The 17,740-nt window shown below is 69.6% G+C and carries 18 protein-coding genes and 1 tRNA gene; 15 read left to right on the forward strand and 4 right to left on the reverse strand.

The window, feature by feature from the left end; genetic code table 11:
- Positions 1–20 precede the first annotated feature (20 nt).
- Genes CLV71_RS29725 through CLV71_RS29745 form a run of 5 tightly spaced genes read left to right on the forward strand, consistent with a single transcriptional unit; the run spans position 21 to position 5,618 of the window.
- Positions 21–947: an ABC transporter permease gene (locus CLV71_RS29725; protein WP_133906183.1), complete on the forward strand. Its 927-nt coding sequence runs from the start codon at positions 21–23 to the stop codon at positions 945–947.
- Positions 940–1,890 (forward strand): ABC transporter permease, encoded by a 951-nt coding sequence (locus CLV71_RS29730; RefSeq protein ID WP_133906184.1) that lies wholly within the window; start codon positions 940–942, stop codon positions 1,888–1,890. Before CLV71_RS29725 ends, CLV71_RS29730 begins: the two co-directional genes overlap by 8 nt.
- 3 nt (positions 1,891–1,893) lie before the next feature.
- The gene (locus tag CLV71_RS29735) at positions 1,894–2,877 is read left to right on the forward strand and encodes an ABC transporter ATP-binding protein (protein ID WP_133906185.1); all 984 of its coding nucleotides are present in this window, start codon (positions 1,894–1,896) and stop codon (positions 2,875–2,877) included.
- A complete protein-coding gene (locus CLV71_RS29740) occupies positions 2,870–3,886 on the forward strand; it encodes an ABC transporter ATP-binding protein (RefSeq protein WP_133906186.1) in 1,017 nt (338 codons plus the stop codon). The genes CLV71_RS29735 and CLV71_RS29740 overlap by 8 nt, the downstream gene beginning before the upstream one ends.
- Before the next feature lie 22 nt (positions 3,887–3,908).
- A complete protein-coding gene (locus CLV71_RS29745; RefSeq protein ID WP_243866795.1) occupies positions 3,909–5,618 on the forward strand; it encodes a S8 family serine peptidase in 1,710 nt (569 codons plus the stop codon).
- Positions 5,619–5,672: 54 nt separating this feature from the next.
- Here the strand turns inward: CLV71_RS29745 and CLV71_RS29750 are convergent, their stop codons facing one another.
- The 4 genes from CLV71_RS29750 to CLV71_RS29765 all read right to left on the reverse strand — a co-directional run bounded on the left by CLV71_RS29750 (position 5,673) and on the right by CLV71_RS29765 (position 10,130).
- On the reverse strand, positions 5,673–7,256 hold the full coding sequence (locus CLV71_RS29750) for a carboxypeptidase-like regulatory domain-containing protein (protein WP_133906187.1): 1,584 nt from the start codon (positions 7,254–7,256) through the stop codon (positions 5,673–5,675).
- 215 nt (positions 7,257–7,471) lie between these two features.
- A complete protein-coding gene (locus tag CLV71_RS29755; RefSeq protein WP_133906188.1) occupies positions 7,472–7,738 on the reverse strand; it encodes a hypothetical protein in 267 nt (88 codons plus the stop codon).
- A 37-nt stretch (positions 7,739–7,775) separates the two neighbouring features.
- On the reverse strand, positions 7,776–8,516 hold the full coding sequence (locus CLV71_RS29760; protein WP_166664306.1) for a DUF433 domain-containing protein: 741 nt from the start codon (positions 8,514–8,516) through the stop codon (positions 7,776–7,778).
- 150 nt (positions 8,517–8,666) lie between these two features.
- The gene (locus CLV71_RS29765) at positions 8,667–10,130 is read right to left on the reverse strand and encodes a S10 family peptidase (RefSeq protein ID WP_133906190.1); all 1,464 of its coding nucleotides are present in this window, start codon (positions 10,128–10,130) and stop codon (positions 8,667–8,669) included.
- On the opposite strand from CLV71_RS29765, the gene CLV71_RS29770 reads away from it, so the two are divergent.
- The 10 genes from CLV71_RS29770 (at position 10,129) to CLV71_RS29815 (ending at position 17,647) form a co-directional block, all read left to right on the forward strand.
- A complete protein-coding gene (locus CLV71_RS29770) occupies positions 10,129–10,860 on the forward strand; it encodes a uracil-DNA glycosylase (protein ID WP_279588763.1) in 732 nt (243 codons plus the stop codon). The genes CLV71_RS29765 and CLV71_RS29770 overlap by 2 nt on opposite strands.
- Before the next feature lie 70 nt (positions 10,861–10,930).
- Positions 10,931–11,587, forward strand: a complete 657-nt coding sequence (locus tag CLV71_RS29775) for a DUF4129 domain-containing protein (RefSeq protein WP_166664307.1) — start codon at positions 10,931–10,933, stop codon at positions 11,585–11,587.
- On the forward strand, positions 11,584–12,036 hold the full coding sequence (locus tag CLV71_RS29780; protein ID WP_133906192.1) for a DUF7269 family protein: 453 nt from the start codon (positions 11,584–11,586) through the stop codon (positions 12,034–12,036). Before CLV71_RS29775 ends, CLV71_RS29780 begins: the two co-directional genes overlap by 4 nt.
- Complete coding sequence (locus CLV71_RS29785) at positions 12,030–12,992, forward strand: AAA family ATPase (RefSeq protein WP_133906193.1); 963 nt, start codon at positions 12,030–12,032, stop codon at positions 12,990–12,992. The genes CLV71_RS29780 and CLV71_RS29785 overlap by 7 nt, the downstream gene beginning before the upstream one ends.
- Positions 12,989–14,350, forward strand: a complete 1,362-nt coding sequence (locus CLV71_RS29790; RefSeq protein WP_133906194.1) for a DUF58 domain-containing protein — start codon at positions 12,989–12,991, stop codon at positions 14,348–14,350. Before CLV71_RS29785 ends, CLV71_RS29790 begins: the two co-directional genes overlap by 4 nt.
- Before the next feature lie 101 nt (positions 14,351–14,451).
- On the forward strand, positions 14,452–14,976 hold the full coding sequence (locus tag CLV71_RS29795) for a hypothetical protein (RefSeq protein ID WP_133906195.1): 525 nt from the start codon (positions 14,452–14,454) through the stop codon (positions 14,974–14,976).
- 66 nt (positions 14,977–15,042) lie between these two features.
- Positions 15,043–16,368, forward strand: a complete 1,326-nt coding sequence (locus tag CLV71_RS29800) for an NAD(P)/FAD-dependent oxidoreductase (RefSeq protein ID WP_133906196.1) — start codon at positions 15,043–15,045, stop codon at positions 16,366–16,368.
- Positions 16,369–16,510: 142 nt separating this feature from the next.
- Positions 16,511–16,584 (forward strand) — tRNA-Leu (locus CLV71_RS29805).
- A 243-nt stretch (positions 16,585–16,827) separates the two neighbouring features.
- Positions 16,828–17,178, forward strand: coding sequence for an ArsR/SmtB family transcription factor (locus tag CLV71_RS29810; protein WP_133906197.1), 351 nt, complete (start codon positions 16,828–16,830; stop codon positions 17,176–17,178).
- A complete protein-coding gene (locus CLV71_RS29815) occupies positions 17,171–17,647 on the forward strand; it encodes an SRPBCC family protein (protein WP_133906198.1) in 477 nt (158 codons plus the stop codon). Before CLV71_RS29810 ends, CLV71_RS29815 begins: the two co-directional genes overlap by 8 nt.
- Positions 17,648–17,740: the final 93 nt, after the last annotated feature.

The raw sequence follows: 17,740 nt of genomic DNA on the forward strand, positions 1-17,740 counted from the left end.
CGGGTATTCGGGAGTCATCGATGGGACGCTATGTTCTGCGCCGCCTGCTCCAGCTGGTCCCGGTCTTCGTCGGCACGACTTTTCTGATCTTCGTGCTGGTGTGGGCCGTGCCGGGTGACCCGTTCACCGGGATGTGCGGCGACCGGCCGTGCCCGCCCGCGTTCGTGGCGGCCATGACCGACAAGTACAACCTCAACGACAACGTCATCGTGCAGTACCTCAAGTACATGGGCGCCCTGCTCACGGGCGACTTCGGGCAGACCTACTCCGAACAGTCCGTCGGCGACCTGATCGCGCTCGCGGCGCCGGTGTCGCTGCGGCTCGCGGTCGTCGCGGTCGCCATCGAGGCGATCGTGGGCGTCACGGCAGGCATCCTCACCGGGCTGCGCGGCCGCGGCTTCGTCGACAACCTGGTGCTGGTGTCGACGCTGTTCCTGATCGCGATCCCCACGTTCGTCACGGGGTTCGTGATCCAGATCGTGCTCGGCTTCCAGCTGGAGATCCTCACCCCGACGGTCTCCTCCGACGCGACCTGGGGCGAGCTGATCATCCCCGGGTTCGTGCTGGGGAGCCTGTCGATGGCCTACGTGTCGAGGCTGACCCGCACGTCCATCGCCGAGAACCGGCGCGCGGACTACATGCGGACCGCGCTCGCCAAGGGCCAGCCGAAACGCCGGATCGTCGGTGTCCACCTGCTGCGCAACTCGGCGATCCCGGTGCTCACCTTCCTGGGCACCGACATCGGCAACCTGATGGGCGGCGCGATCGTCACCGAGGGCATCTTCGGCATCCACGGCATCGGCAAGCTCGTCTACGACGGGATCATCGACAAGCAGGGCACGATCGTCGTCGGCGTGGTCGTGCTGCTCGTGGTGGTCTTCCTGGTGGTCAACCTGCTCATCGACCTCATGTACGCCGTTCTGGACCCGAGGATCCGCTATGACTGAACCGAGCACCGCCATGGCCGGGATGGACTCCTCGGCGTTCGTGACCTCGGCCGAGCACCAGAGCGGCGGGCCCGGCAAGCCACGCAGCCTGTGGTCGGACGCGTGGCGCGACCTGCGGCGCAGGCCGTTGTTCATCATCGCGAGCGCGGTGATCGTCCTGCTCGTGGTGATCGCCCTGTTCCCCGGCCTGTTCTCCTCGGTGGACCCGAACCACCGGGACCTGGACTTCTCGCGGCAGCCGCCGTCCGGCGACGCGTGGTTCGGGTACGACCTGCAGGGCCAGGACGTGTACGCCCGTGTCATCTACGGGACCAGGTGGACGCTGCTCGTCGGCGTCTCGGCGAGCGTGCTCACCGTGCTGGTGGGTGCGTTCCTCGGCATCCTCGGCGGGTACTTCGGCGGGTGGGTCGACGGGCTGGTCTCACGCATCGGCGAGATCTTCTTCGGCCTGCCGTTCGTGCTCGGCGCGATCGTCATCCTCAACCTGGTCCGCAACGCGCGGATCGACGGCGCGCTGCCGATCGTGCTCGCGGTGGTGGTGTCGATCGCCGTGCTGTCGTGGCCCGTGGCCATGCGCATCATGAGGTCGGCGGCCATCGCGGCGAAGCAGCAGGACTACGTCAAGGCGGCCAGGGCGCTGGGCGCGCGGCCCGGCCGGATCATCTTCCGGCACCTGCTGCCCAACTGCCTGGCGCCGGTCCTCGTGTACGGCACGATCGCGCTCGGCGCGTTCATCGGGGTGGAGGCGACGCTGTCGTTCCTCGGCATCGGCCTGCGCGACCCGGCCGTGTCGTGGGGCGTGATGATCTCCGACGCCCGCAACTACGTGCGGGTCGCGCCCCACATGCTCCTGTTCCCCGCGGGCTTCCTGACCGTGACCGTCCTGGCGTTCGTGATGCTGGGCGACGCGGTCCGCGAGGCCCTCGACCCGAAGCTGAGGTGAAGCGTGGCGCCATTGCTGGAGGTCGAGGACCTCTTCGTGGAGTTCCGCACGCGTGACGGCGTGGCCAAGGTGCTCAACGGCGTGACCTACCACGTGAACGCGGGCGAGACGCTGGCCGTGCTCGGCGAGTCCGGGTCGGGGAAGAGCGTGACCGCGCAGGCGATCATGGGCATCCTCGACACGCCACCCGCGGTCGTCACCGGCGGCGAGATCCGCTACCACGGCGAGAACCTGCTGGCCGTGAGCGACGAGCGGCGCAACGACGTGCGTGCCGAGGGCATCGCGATCGTTTTCCAGGACGCGCTGTCGGCGCTGAACCCCGTCTACACCGTGGGGTTCCAGATCGAGGAGCAGCTGCGCGTGCGACTCGGGATGTCGCGGCGGGACGCCCGCACCCGCGCGGTCGAGCTGCTGGACCTGGTGCGGATCCCCAACGCGGCGCGGCGGGTGCGGCAGTACCCGCACGAGTTCTCCGGTGGGATGCGTCAGCGAGCGATGATCGCGATGTCGCTGGCGCTCGACCCGGAGGTGCTGATCGCGGACGAGCCGACGACCGCGCTCGACGTCACCGTGCAGGCCCAGATCATGGACCTGCTGAAGGAGATCCAGGTCGCGCGGCAGATGGGGCTGATCCTCATCACGCACGACCTCGGGGTCGTCGCGGAGGTCGCGGACCGGATCGCGGTGATGTACGCGGGGCGGATCGTGGAGCACGCGGACGCGGTGTCGCTGTACCGCAACCCCGGCCACCCGTACACGGCCGCGCTGATGGACTCGCTGCCGAGGCTCGACCAGAAGGGCTCGACGCTCAACACGATCAGGGGTCTGCCGCCGAGCCTGCTCGACATCCCGCCGGGCTGCCCGTTCCACCCGCGCTGCGAGATGGCGGTGAGCCGGTGCGGCACGGAGGTACCCGGCGACCACGGGCTGGGTTTCGGGCGGGTGTCGAAGTGCCACTTCGCGGAGGAGCTGGTGTCGCGTGTCTGAGCAGAACCCCGGTACCGAGCCGATTCTCGAGGTTCGCGATCTGGTGAAGCACTTCCCGGTGCGGGTGGGGGTGTTGTTCAAGCACACCGTCGGGCACGTGCGTGCCGTCGACGGCGTCTCGTTCGACCTCGGCAAGGGCGAGACGCTCGGCGTGGTCGGCGAGTCCGGCTGCGGCAAGTCGACGCTCGCGCAGGTGTTGATGCGCCTCGAGCCGCCCACCGGCGGCACCGCCCGGTTCCAGGGCCGGGACATCTTCGCCATGCGCGGCGCCGAGCTGCGCAAGCTCCGGCGCAGCATCCAGATCGTGCTGCAGGACCCGTACACCTCGCTCAACCCGAGGATGACCGTCGGCGACATCATTGGCGAACCTTTCGAGATTCACCCGGAAGTGGCGCCGAAGGGATCGCGGGCGGGCAAGGTCCGGGAGCTTCTGGACGTCGTCGGGCTCAACCCGGAACACCTCAACCGCTACCCCCACCAGTTCTCCGGAGGTCAGCGCCAGCGCATCGGGATCGCCCGCGCGCTCGCGCTGCGACCCGAGGTGATCATCTGCGACGAGCCGGTGTCCGCACTGGACGTCTCGATCCAGGCGCAGGTGATGAACCTGTTGGGGGAGCTGCAGTCCGAGTTCGGACTGTCCTATGTGTTCATCGCGCACGACCTGTCGGTGGTACGCCATCTCTCGGACCGTGTCGCGGTCATGTACCTCGGCAAGGTGGTGGAGTTGGGCACCGAGGAGCAGATCTACAACCACCCCATGCACCCGTACACGCAGGCGCTGCTCTCCGCGGTGCCGGTGGCCGATCCGACCGTGCGCGGGCAGCGACAGGTCATCCGCCTTGAGGGTGACGTGCCGAGCCCTGTCGATCCCCCATCCGGGTGTCGCTTCCGTACCAGGTGTTGGAAAGCGCAGGAGGTCTGTGCTTCCGAGGAGCCCGCCCTGGTGTCGCGGGGAGGTGCTCATCCCAGCGCGTGTCACTTCTCTGAGGAAAGATCGGTCGTGCCCTGACTGGTCCTTCGAGGAGGAGTGCGTGAGACTGAAGTTCGTGTCGGCCGTCGCGGCGGTGGTGGGTGCCGCCGTGGTCGCGGTACCGGCCGGCGCCGCACCGGACCTTTTCGGTCAGACGGTCGAGTACAGCGTCCTGGCCCGTGTCGGCGCGACCGAGAGCGCGCTCGAACAGGCGGTGGTCGCCGCGGGTGGCACGGTCACCCGCGGCAACGCCGCGACGGGTCTCCTCACCGTGACAGCGCCGGAGAACGGCTTCACCGAACGGCTTTCGACGGCGCCGGACGTGCAGTTCGCGAGCCGGACGGTCCCGATCGGACACTCGCCGGTCGATCCTGCGGCCACCGACCGGGACGCCGTCGAGAAGGAGGCCCGCGCCGGGCGGCACGGTCAGGTCGGGAGCCGACCGGCACCCGTCGCGATGGACCCGATGGACGGTCGTCTGTGGGGCCTCACGTCCATCCGGGCCGACCAGGCACGCACGGTCCAGCCGGGCGACAGCCGGGTGCGGGTCGGCGTGCTCGACACCGGCGTCGACGGCACGCACCCGGACATCGCGCCGAACTTCGACGAGGAGCTGTCGCGCAACTTCACCCGGGACATGCCCGTGGACGACAACGGGAACACCTTCGACGGCCCGTGCGAGTTCGAGGGCTGCGTCGACCCGGTGAACTGGGACGACGGCGGCCACGGCACGCACGTCGCCGGCACGATCGCCGCGGCGGCCAACGGTTTCGGCATCTCAGGTGTCGCCCCGCAGGTGTCCATTGTGAACATCCGCGCCGGACAGGACTCGGGCACGTTCTTCCTACAGCCGGTCGTCGACGCGCTCACCTACGCAGGCGACGCGGGCCTCGACGTGGTGAACATGTCGTTCTACGTGGACCCGTGGCTGTACAACTGCCAGGCGAACCCGGCGGACAGCCCGGAGCAGCAGGCACAGCAGCGGACGATCGTCACGGCCATGATCCGCGCGCTCGACTACGCCCACCGCAACGGCGTCACCCAGGTCGTGGCGCTCAGCAACCAGCACGAGGACAGCGGCCACCCGCAGGTCGACACGTCGAGCCCGAACTTTCCGGCCGGTAGCGCGCACTCCCGCGACATCGACAACGACTCGTGCCTCCTGCTGCCGCTCGAGGGTCCGCACACGATCGGTGTCGCCGCGTACGGCCCGTCCGGCAAGAAGGCCGACTACTCGAGCTACGGCCTCGAGCAGATCTCGGTGTCCGCCCCGGGCGGCTACCTCCGCGACTACTTCGGCACCTCGCAGTTCAACACCAACACGAACGCGATCCTGTCCGCGTACCCGAGGAACGTCGGGGTGGCGGAGGGAATGATCGACGGCACGACCGGCGAGATCACGAACGCGGGAGTCAGGGCGGGTGTGCAGAAAGCCTGCGACGACAACGGTTGCGGGTACTACCAGTACCTGCAGGGCACCTCGATGGCCGCACCGCACGCGGCGGGTGTCGCGGCACTGATCGTGTCCGAGTACGGCACGTACACCGGCGACGACGTCACCATGAGGCCGGACGACGTGCAGCGGATCATGGAGGACACGGCAGCCGCCCGACCGTGCCCGGAACCACGCACGGTCGAGTACAAGAACGAGGGCCGCGACGACTCCTACACGGCGACCTGTGAGGGTGACACCGAGTTCAACGGCTTCTACGGCAACGGGAACGTGGACGCACTGGCCGCGGTGACGGACGGCGCGAAGTACCTGGGCTGAGCCTGGCGGGGTGCCCCCGTGCGAGCTGGGATCGCACGGGAGCACCCGGCCTGGTCAGCCGTCCCCGCGCCTGCGAACGAGCAGGAGCGTGCCGGCCCCCAGGATCAGCGCCACCAGCCCGGCGACACCGGGCAGGACCAGGCTCGCGCCGGTGTAGGCCAGCGGCGGCAGGACGCTGCCCTGCGGGGCGGCCGTGCAGTTCGGCGGCACCTTGAAGTCCCTGTTCCGCGCGCCGGGAGAGACCTCGAACCCGATGCGGTTCTCCTGACCTGCCACGACGTCGAGGTCGGCGAAGTTGTGCGTGGCGACCCGCCAGTCGTCGGTGGGAGGCACCAGGATGACGAGGTAACGGCCGACGGGCAGCTGCCCGAGCGAGAACGAGCCGTCCCGCCCGGTGGTCGCCTCGGCGACGATCGGGCAGCCGCCGCCGCGCGCGGTGACCACGACGCGGAACCCGGTGAGGTCGGTGTCCACGGAGGACGAGACTGTGCCGGTCACGTCGGCGGACGTGCCCGGCACCGGCGCGGATACCTGGAAGCGCGGGTTGAGGTCGGAGGACACGCCCGCGTAGGACAGGGTGCAGTCGGCCACCACGAAGCCGTGCCCGGCGACGCCGTCCGGCATCGGCTCTGTGACGTCGATGGACACGGTCGAGTGAGGTGACACGGTCATGCCGGCACCGGCGAGGTTTCCCCAGCCGGCGCCCGTGCCCTTGAGGCTGGCCGGGTAGTCGGCGCACCGGGCAACGATCCCGGTCAGCGCGAGGTCGCCCGTGTTGGTGAGCGTGATGCGCAGGGTCGGCACGTCGTCCGGTTCGTAGGTGTCCTTGGTGAACGCGGCGGTCGCGGTCAGGTCGCGCAGGGGTGCCGTGGCACGGAAGAGCAGGCCGTCGATCCCCGACTCGGGCACGTCCACCGCGCGGGACCCGATCTCGACGCCGGGCGCCTCGCCACGTACGTGATAGGCCCCGGTGGGCACGTCCAAGGCGAAGGCCCCGGCCCCGTCGGTGGTCACGGTCGGTGGGGAGTCGTCGTCGAGGTCGCTGTCCCAGGTGAGCGTGGCGCCCGCGAGGCCCTCACCGCGGTCGAACACGCCGTTGCCGTTGGCGTCGCGGTAAACCGTGCCGGTCACGTGCCCGAACCGAGGCGTGACGGCGACGGGGAAGGCGAACTGTCGCTGGTCGCTGCCGCTGGTGAAGAGCAGGTACAGCGTGCCGGTGGCGAACCTGGCGCGGGCCATGACACCGGTCAGCTTCCGAACGACGGTCTCGCCGGCGCCGATCGTGAGGCTGTCGAGGGTGTTGGCCGACGTCACGGAGACGGCGTCCGACTCGTCGCGGATCACGGTGCTGGCGCGGATTTCCTCGGCACCGTTGTTGGTGACGGTCACGGTGATGTCCATGTCCTCGCCGGTGGCGTAGGCGGACCTGTCGAACGACGCCCTGACGTCGAGGTCGTCAAGGGACACGGCGGTGGTCTCGGGTTCCGCCGACGAGGACGGCGTCCCCGAGGGCGGTTCCCCTGGTGTCGCCGAGGGCGTCCCCGCTGGCGAGGACGGCGTGGACGGCACGTCGCTCGGCTCGGCGATCGCCACCGCGGTAACGGCGACCAACCCGAACGCGACGACGGTCAGCGCCATGCCAAGCCTGGTCAATGGTCTGCTCGACGGTCTCACAATGTGCTCCCCGCGGGGTTGCGCACGACTTGCGGTCCCACGGTTCACGCGTGAGCCACGCGTTCGGTTGCCTCAGCGTCTCTGGCCGGGCACGCTGAAGTTGAGCCGGGCGTTACGAAGACGCCTTCAACGCCTCCGTGTTCCGTTCAGCGGGCCGGGCCAGGTCGGTGAGGACCGAGTCAGGTCTCGAGGTGCGGCAGCCGTGGAGGTTTCCCGGGTTGATAGTCCAGATGCCGGGTGCGTTGCAGCTTCACCTCGAGCCAGTCCGAACCGTGACCGGCGCGCATCAGCTCGACTGCTTCCCAGTGTGCGGCGAGTAGCCGAACGTAGTCCCAGCGCGAGGCGTTGCCACCAGCCGGCCTCAGACATACGCAAAGCAGTGCATGCTCAAGCGCGGCCTTCGCTTCGTAATGGCGGGTGCGGATGTGGCGGTCGGCGGTGATCACGACCCATCCGCGCTTGGCGACCGCCGGAATCCATTCCTCATCCCTGCGCGGGATAAACTCCTTCACTGGTTCGTGTGACCCGGTCACCACGTCGTGCGTGGAGCCGGTCGTAGCTGACGGCTTGACGGACTTCGTCCTCCGTCAGTTCGTACCATTCGGCGACGTCGGCGGGTCGTTCACCCGCACGGACCAGGCCGGCGATGGTGGTGACACGAACACTGCGCCCGTCCATGACGGGTTCGCCGCCTCTCAGGTACGGATCGAGTCGCACGGCCGGGAAGTCCGGATCTGGTCGAAGTGTCGCGACATCGCCCTCGTTGTCGTCATCGAACTGCGCGGCGTTCACGAACTGCTCGACCCACGGGGCGAGCAGAAGCTGACCAGTCACCTCTTCGCCGAACATGCCCGACAGCCCGGCCTCGTCCTGTGCGCTCCACAGCATCAGGCGGCCCGCGGGCTTGAGATACGGTTGTGCGTTCGCCAGGGGATACCTGCGGTCGAACTTCTCGCGCAGCACCTCCACGACATGTCGAAGCTGGGGAACCGGGATGCGGTCGACGTCTCGACAGCCGGCGAGCAGTCGGGTCTCGACGAACTCACCCCAGGTCACCCACCGAGTCCTGCTCGGTTCGGTCCGCAGGATGGGCGCATAAGACACTCCGTCACGGCGGTATCCGTTCAGCCACCGCATCGCTGTCCCCTTGGTCAACGTCAACATGCGGTCGACCTGCGGGTAGGTGTACACGGGGCGATCCATAAGCCACACGACATCGCCCACTCCGCGCTCCTTCCCGTTACCTTCTGATGATTGCACGCATAACCCACCCAGCCCCATGTCACCATGACTCGGCGTGACGAGCGGCCGAGCCATGGTGACTGATGGTAGTGGTTCGCGGTGGACGGCGTAGTCGCCGGGCTCTCCGTCAGTTCAACGGTTCGACGCCTTCGTGATGAACGCCGCGATGTCCTTCGACTGCTGGACCCGGGATGGTTCGTGCGCGTACATCATGTGCCCGGCCTCGTAGTACGCGACCTCGATGTTCGACCGCAGCTCGGCAGGCAGCTGGAGATGCGCGAGGACGTGCTCGGTCGCGAAGTACGGCGTCGCGCCGTCGGTGTAGCCGGACGCGATGTGCACCTTGAGGTGCGGGTTGGCCCGCATCGCCGACGCCAACTTGTCCGCGACCGTGACGTGTGCGTTCTCGAACTCCTTGTACGACCAGCCCTCGATCGTCGACTCGCTCAGGACCTCGTACGGCAGATCGTTGGGGTACTCCAGCTCCGCCCGCACGTAGTGGTTGAGCGCCGCCGTGTACGCACCCGAGATCGCCGTGAACGACGGGTCGGTCTCCCAGTGTTCGCGGCCGTAGTCGGGGTCCCAGCCGGTGAACCGGCCGTCGAGCCGCCCTACCGTCCGACGCTGGTGCCGCAGCAGCTCCGTGAAGAAACGGACGTGCTCGACCCGAAGATCCACGCGGTCGACGAAGTCCTCGGACAGGCCCGTCAGCGCCGCGATCTTCGCGATCGTCGTCGCCCGGTCCTCGTCCGACAGCCTGCTGCCCTGCGACAGCGCCCACGGGTAGTCCTTCGACGCGAACTCCTCCGCGTCGGCCAGCACGTCCGCCAGCGGGCGGTCGCCGAGCAGGCCGTGGTAGTGCGCGATGGCCGCGTACGTGGGCAGGTACGTCGAGTACGGCAGGTCGTTGCCCTTGGTGAAGTCCAGCGACCCGAAGTCGAGCACGGCCGAGATCAGGATCAGCCCGTTGAGGTACAGGCCGTAACGGGTCTGCAGGTGGTGCGCGAGCCCGCCTGCGCGGGTCGTGCCGTAGGACTCGCCCGCCAGGAACTTCGGCGAGAGCCACCGGCCGTTGCGGCTGGTCCACAGCCGGATGACCTCGCCGACGGACTCGATGTCGGGCTTGAAGCCGTGGTAGTCGCCGGGCTTCTCGTTCTTCGCGGCCCGCGAGTAGCCGGTGCCGACCGGGTCGATGAACACGAGGTCGCTGTGTGCCAGCAGCGACTCCGGGTTGTCCACGAGGCCGTACGGCGGCGGCGCCGGGTCACCGGCGTCCCCCGAGATCACGCGGCGCGGACCGAACAGCCCGAGGTGCAGCCACACGCTGGCGGCGCCGGGACCGCCGTTGAACGCGAACGTGACGGGGCGCTGGGTGGGGTCGGCGTCGTCGAGGGTGTACGCGGTGAGGAAGACCTCGGCCTTGGGCAGGTGCCCGTCGAACTTGCCGTCGGTCAGCACCTCCTTGCGCAGCACGAGCCGGCCGGTCGTGGCGGTGTAGGTCAGCTTGCGGCGCTTGACGGTGAGGGTGTGGGAGGTCGTGACGAGGTCGTCGGTCGGCTCTGGTGGGGTGCGGTCCTCGTCGGTGGTGTCTGCCATGCCCGCACATTACGGGTTTGGCATGCTGTTCCGGGTGAGCGAGGAGCTGGCCGATCTGGACGGGCGGGTGACCGGGTGCCGCCGCTGTCCACGCCTCGTGGCCTGGCGTGAGGAGGTCGCCCGGGTCAAGAGGGCGTCCTTCATGGACTGGGACTACTGGGGACGCCCGGTGCCCGGCTTCGGCCCCGCCGACGCGTCGATAGCGATCGTCGGACTCGCCCCGGCGGCCCACGGCGCGAACCGCACCGGCCGGATGTTCACCGGCGACCGCTCCGGTGACGTGCTCTACGCCGCCATGTACGCCGTCGGCCTGGCCTCGCAGCCGACCGCCGTCTCCGCCGACGATGGGTTGACCCTCTACGGCGTGCGCATCACCGCGCCGGTCAAGTGCGCGCCGCCGGAGAACAAACCGACCCCGCGGGAGCGGGACAACTGCAGGCCCTGGCTCGCCGAGGAGCTGGCGTTGCTCGCACCGACCCTGCGGACGATCGTCGTGCTCGGCGCGTTCGGCTGGCAGGCGCTGCTACCCGTGCTTTCCTCGGCGGGATGGCGCATTCCCGTGCCCCGCCCGAAATTCGGGCACGGGGTGACGGTGGCACTGGACGGGCCCGCCCCGCTTACCCTGCTCGGCTGTTACCACGTGAGCCAGCAGAACACGTTCACCGGGCGCCTCACTCCCGCGATGCTGGAATCCGTCCTCCGAAACGCCAAGAAACTCGCCGCGCGCTGAGTTGCACGCGTAGGTCTCGATACGGAAAAGCTGTCCGCCGGAAAGCGGGCGGTCGGGCATGCTGTCTGGGATGAGGGGACCCAGGGTGGCGTTGTCGCTCCTGGCCGCGGCAGTGCTCATGCTCGTGGTCGTCGTGGCACGCGGGCAGTCGGCCGTCCCCAGCCGCATGGCCGACCCGCACATCGAGCCCGGCCTGCCGTTCCTGCCGAGGGGCGCAGGCAACAGCCCCACCAAGGGCCCACGCGTCGCGGACGTGGACCCAGGACTGGCCTTCAAGATCGTCCTCGCGGTCATCGCCGTCATGCTCCTGCTCGCCGTCGCGCTGTCGGTGCTCGCCGCGCTGCGCGGGCGGGCACTGGCCCGTAACTCCGGGATCGGGGCCGTGATCGAGCCGGTCGAGGGCACCGTCGACACCGTCATGCGGTTGCGCCTCCGGGAGGCCGTCCAACAGGCCCGCGACGTGCTCGCCCGCCCAGGCGGCGAGCCGCGCGACGCGGTCATCCGTGCGTGGGTCACCCTCGAGAACGCCACGGAGCACCGGCGGGCGCCGCACCAGACCGCCACCGAGTTCACCGTGTCGCTGCTGGCGAGTGAGACCGCCGACGAGCGGGCACTGGCCGACCTCCGCGCCCTCTACCACCGGGCCCGCTTCGGCCGGGACAGCGGCGAGCAGGACGCGGCCGACGCCAGGGACGCACTCGACCGGATCCTGGCGACGATCCGATGACGCTCCTGCGTGCCTCGGTCATCGCCGCCCTCGTCGCCGTGGCGGTCGGGGTCACCGCCTACGCGGGCATGAACACCCCGGTCGTCTGGGCCTTCCTCTTCGCGGCCCCGGCAGGCGCGGTCACCCTGGCGGGCTGCCTGCTGTCCGGCACCTTCGACGCCGACTGGACCGTCGAGCCGGAGGCGCCGTCCTCGAGCGTCACGCTGCACGCGACCTCCCTCACCGAACGCCTCGAACGGTCCACACTGGACCAGTACCGCTTCACGTCGCGGATCCAGCCGCGCCTTCGTCGCATCGCGACGGCCGCGCTCCAGCAGGACCTGGACACGCCGGAGGCGAGGGAGCGGCTCGGTCCACAGCTGCACACCCTGCTCACGGCGACCGACGCCCAACTGCCACCGCCCAAGGAGTTCGCCGCGCTCATGCGCCGTCTGGAGGAGCTTTGCTGACCACCACCGACATCCGTGCCGAGGCCACGGCCGTGCTCGCCTCGGTCGGCGAGGTCGTCGTCGGCCGGGACCGGACGCTGCGGCTCGCGCTCGCCGCCGTGCTCGCGGGCGGCCACGTGCTGATCGAGGACGTGCCCGGCCTCGGCAAGACGCTCATGGCCCGCAGCCTCGCCCAGACCCTCGGCCTGGAGTTCCGGCGCATCCAGTGCACGCCGGACCTGCAGCCTGCGGACATCACCGGCTCGTTCGTCTACGACCCGACCGAGCGCGACTTCAGCTTCCGCGAGGGGCCTGTGTTCGCGGGCCTGCTGCTGGCCGACGAGATCAACCGCACGCCGCCGAAGACGCAGGCCGCGCTGCTGGAGGCCATGCAGGAACGGCAGGTCACGGTCGAGGGCCGCACGTTCCCGCTGCCGCGTCCCTTCCACGTGCTCGCGACGTCGAACCCGATCGAGTACGAGGGCACCTACCCGCTGCCAGAGGCGCAGCTCGACCGGTTCCTGCTGCGGCTGGACGTCGGCTACCCGCCGCCGGAGGAGGAGGCGGAGGTGCTGCGCAGGCGCATCGCGAGGCGGCAGGAGACGGCCGAGTTGTCCGCGGTCATCGACGCCACCCGCCTCGCCGACCTGCAGGCGGCGCTTGAACGCGTCGAGGTCGACGACGACGTGCTGCGGTACTGCGTCGACCTGGCAGGAGCGACCCGTGCTCACCGCGCGGTGGAGGTGGGCGCGTCGCCACGCGGGTCGCAGGCGTTGCTGCTGGTGGCACGGGCCCTTGCCGTGCTGGACGGCCGTGAGTTCGTGCTGCCGGAGGACGTGAAGGACTGTGCGGTCGCCGCACTCGCGCACCGGCTGACGATGCGGGCCGAGACGTGGAGCTCCGGCGTGACGAGCACGCAGGTGGTGACCGAGCTGCTCGACCAGGTGCCCGGACCGGCGACGACGCGGCCGTCGTGACCGAGAGGCGGGAGAGCCGCGCCCACGCGTGGTTCGCGGGCCGCCGCGCGGCCCGCGAGCAGGGGTGGCGGCGAACCGACGCACTGGTCCGCGCGACCGTGTGCGGGTTGGGGCTGGTGGCCGTCGGCCTGGTCCTGCACCGCCTGGAACTGGTGCTGATCGGCATGCCGCTGGTGGTCGGTCTGCTGCTCTCGCGACCGCCGACGGGCACACCGACCGTCACGTCGGAACCGCGTCACGAGGCCGTCGACGCGGGCAAGGACTCGACGGTCGCGGTGACGGTCGACCCCGGCGAGGGTGCCGCGTTCGCGGCGCTGCGCATGCCGATGCCGAACATGCCGGGGGCAGGCAAGGTCCACCTGCTGCCCGCGGTCGCGGGCGAGGTCCACACGCGACTGTCGTGGCGGCTGTGGGGACACGGCATCTACCTGCGGCCGGACTACCTGTTCGCGAGCCACGAGGGGCTGTACATGTACGGGCCGGTGGTCGGGGTCGTCGCGCACCACACGGTGCTGCCGCCGATCGACCCGCTGCCGCCCGGCCCGCTGCCGCCGCGTGCCGCGGGACTGGTCGGGGCGCACCGGTCCGCGCGCCCCGGCGACGGCATGGAGCTGCGTGACATCCGCCCGTTCCGCTCGGGTGACCGCCTGCGCCGCGTGGACTGGCGGGTGTCGTTGCGTGCGGCCGCGGCAAGGGGCGGTGAGCTGGCACCCGGCACGCTGCACGTCCGCGAACGTCACGCGGAGGCCGACGCGGACCTGGTGCTCGCCCTGGACACGCGCCTGGACGTGGACGGCGCGGTGGCGGACTGGAACGCGCGGCTGCCGGGCTCCGGCGTGCGGCCCGGCGGCAGCCTGGACCTCGGCGTGCGTGCGACGTCGTCCCTGGCGGCGGCGTTCCTCCGCCACGGCGACCGGGTCGGCCTCGTCGACCTCGGCCATCCCAGGAGCGGTGTCCCGATCGGCTCGGGGCGGCGGCACCTGGAACGGATCCGCCACCAGCTCGTGTACGCGGCACAACGCGTGGCGGGCAGCGGTGACCCGGTGCTGAACCCGGCCCAGATCCCAGCGGGCGCTACGGTGCTGGTCCTGTCCCCGTTCCTGGACGACAAGCTGGTGGACGTGGTGGTCCGCGTGGCCCGCAGGGGTCGTCTGGTGGTGGCGGTCGACCTGCTCCCCGACGACCTGACCCCGGACGCGTCGACGCCGTGGGGCGCGGCGGTGGTGTCGGTCCTGCGTGCCGAGCACCGAGTCCGCATCCGCGCGATGGAGGAACACGGCGTGGCGGTCGTCCGCTGGCAGAGCGGGCCACCGCTCGGCGCCATGCTGCGATCCGCTCGAAGGAGGCGGCGCTCATGACCGAGTCGGACCCGGCCGCTCGCCGCCAGGAACTGTCGGTGCCGCCCGGTAGCGTGGAAAGCGGGGGGCCCCCGCGTGCACGAGTGGGACATTCGCGCGGGGTGGCGGCTTCGAACGCGAGGGACGCACTGGTCGTCGGGCGGGGAGTGCCCGCCTACCTGCTGCGGGTGACCATTCTCGTCGTGGGGGCCGCGATCGTGTCCGTGCCGCTGCACGCGGGTGTCACCGTCGGGACGCTCGTCGTCCTCCTGCCCGCGGTGCTGGCCTCCGCCTACGCGCCCGCCAGCCCGGCACCCGCCGGAGTGGTCGTCGTCGCGGCGGTGTTGGTCACGCTCGGCGGCGGTGACCCGCTGCGGGCCGAGGTGCTCGTCCTGATCCCGCTCGTCCACCTCTTCCACGTCGCCTGCGGGTTGGCCGGGGTGATGCCTGCCCGCGGCCGGGTGCACGTGTCGGCCGTGTGGGTGGCTGCCCGGCGGTTCCTGCTCGTCCAGGCGGCCATGGCGGTACTGGTCTGCATCGCCGCGCTGCTGCCCACCGGTCCGACCGCTCAGGTCGTCGAGGCGGTCGCGCTCGTGGGGCTCGCCGGCGTCGCGGTGCTGGTGATCCAGCTGCAGCGTGTGAGGTGAGTGTTAAGCATTACACCTGACCCGGGGTGACGGGCATTGCCAGGACAGGGGTGACACCATGGACATATGGGTCGAGGACTTTCGCAACCGAAGCGGATCGTGATATTGGGCGGCGGCTACGTCGGCCTCTACACCGCACTGGGCCTGCAGCGGAAGCTGAAGGGCAACGAGGCCTCCGTGACCGTGATCGACCCGCAGCCGCACATGACCTACCAGCCGTTCCTGCCCGAGGCCGCCGCGGGCGCGATCGAGCCCCGGCACGTCGTCGTGCCCCTGCGCAAGACGCTCAAGCGCTGTCACGTGCTGACCGCGCGCGTCACCAGGATCGAGCACGCGACGAGGACGGTCGAGATCGAGGCGCCGGACGGGCACCACGAGCGGGTCGAGTACGACATCCTCGTCGTGGCGCTGGGATCGGTCGCCCGTCTGATGCCGATCCCCGGGCTCGCGGAGCAGGGCATCTCCTTCAAGACCATCGGCGAGGCGATCTACCTCCGCAACCACGTCATGGCGAAGCTGGACGCGGCGGCGACTACGCGCGATCCCGAGCTGCGCCGCAAGCTGCTGACGTTCACGTTCGTCGGCGGCGGGTTCGCGGGCATCGAGGCGCTGGCCGAGCTCGAGGACATGGCGCGCTTCGCCACCCGCTACTACAACGAGCTCGAGCCGACCGACCTGCGTTGGGTCCTCGTCGAGGCAGCGGGTCGGATCCTGCCGGAGGTGCGCGAGAGCCTCGGCGTCTACACCGTGCTGCAGCTGGAGAAGCGCGGCATCGAGGTGTACCTGTCCACACTCGCCAAGTCCTTCGAGAACGGGCACGTCGTCCTCTCGGACGGCACCGAGTTCGACAGCGACACCATCGTGTGGACGGCGGGCGTGAAGTCCAACCCGGTGCTGGCCACCTCGGATCTGCCCCTCGACGAGCGCGGACGCCTCAAGGCCACCGCCACGCTCCAGGTCGACGGCATGCCCGACGTGTGGACCGCCGGTGACAACGCCGCCGTGCCGGACCTGTCCCGCATCGCCGAGGACCCGAACGCGCTGTGCGCGCCGAACGCCCAGCATGCCGTGCGGCAGGCCAACGTGATGGCCGCCAACATCGTCGCCGTGCTGCGTGACAGGCAGCCGAAGGACTACTTCCACAAGAACGTCGGCTCGGTCGCGAGCCTCGGCCTCCACAAGGGCGTCGCGGACGTCTACAACATCAAGGCCAAGGGCTTCGTCGCGTGGGGGATGCACCGCGGATACCACGTCGCGCGGGTCCCGACGTTCAACAGGAAATTCCGCGTAGTAGCCGACTGGTTACTGAGTGGACTGTTACGGCGTGAGGTCATCTCGATGGGCCAGATCAACAATCCGCGAGCCGAGTTCGACCGCGTGTCACGCGGCTGAGATAACGATTTCGGATACACCGTTCGGTAGCCTTATCCAGCCCAGCGCGGATGGAGCCAACCGGCGTATCGCGGATTGGTCCAGCGGAGGGATTTTCCGAAAACCCCTCCGCTGCCACATGATCTCGCCCTAGGCTGCGCCTGCCCCCGTAGCCCAACTGGCAGAGGCAGCCCCCTTAAAAGGGGTGGAGTGCCGGTTCGAATCCGGTCGGGGGCACAACAGCGACAGTTTCTTGCCCGTTCTCGGCGACTCCCAGCAATTGCGTTGACACGCAGTGTGTTCTCATTCCGCCATGTTTTCGTGGAATGGTTCGGGTCGTTGCAGGTGAGGGCGTCGTCAACACGCTGAATACATGACCGGTCGCGTTCCGCGACGAGGAAAGCGCTAACCCCGTGTGCTTGACAGGATGCGGATGCGTGCTATGTTCAACCTGTTGGTTAATTAACTAGGCGGTTGAGTATGGCAGTGGATCAGCTCAGCACGACGTTCGCCGCACTGGCGGACCCGACCAGGCGGGCCATCCTCGCGCGGCTCGCGACGGGAGAGGCGACGGTCACGGAACTGGCCGAGCCCTTCGCCATGAGCCTGCCCGCGGTGTCGAAGCACCTGAAGGTCCTCGAACACGCGGGGCTGATCACGCGCGGGCGCACCGCGCAGTGGCGTCCGTGCCGACTGGAGGCGGCGCCACTGCGGGGTGCGACCGAGTGGCTCGCCGAGTACCGGCAGTTCTGGGAGGACAGCTTCGACCGCCTGGACGAGCACCTCCGCGAGCTGCGGAAGCGACAAGAGCAACAGGATGACGATGACTGACCTCGACCTCACGATCACCCGTGTCTTCGACGCCCCACGCGAGCTGGTCTTCGCGGCGTGGACCGAACCGGACCAGCTCGTCAGGTGGTTCGGCCCGAAGGGCTTCACCACCCCGTCCTGCACGGTCAAGCTCGTCGAGGGCGGCGCGTGGCGGACCTGCATCCGCGACGCGGACGGTGTCGAGCACTGGTCGGGCGGCGTCTACCACGAGATCACGCCTCCGGAACGCCTCGTGTTCAGCTTCGCCTGGGACGAGCCCACGGGCGGCCCCGGCCACGACACGCTGGTCACGATCACCTTCGACGACCGCGACGGCAAGACCGAGATGACCTTCCACCAGGCGATCTTCCGTACCGCCGGCGAACGCGACGGCCACGAGGAGGGCTGGCGCGAGACCTTCGACGACCTCGGCGCCTACCTCGGGGAAGTTCGGCGGCCGCTGCCGGCTGATCACCCACCACTCCAGTGATCCCCGAGGCATTCCCGTGGGTGCGGTTCCTCCCAAGAGCGGATGTACAGGCCTTTCTCGTCGAGATGATCGGCACCTTGCACGCGATCGAAG

The organism is Actinophytocola oryzae (genome assembly GCF_004364325.1).
Classification (GTDB): Bacteria; Actinomycetota; Actinomycetes; order Mycobacteriales; family Pseudonocardiaceae; genus Actinophytocola; species Actinophytocola oryzae.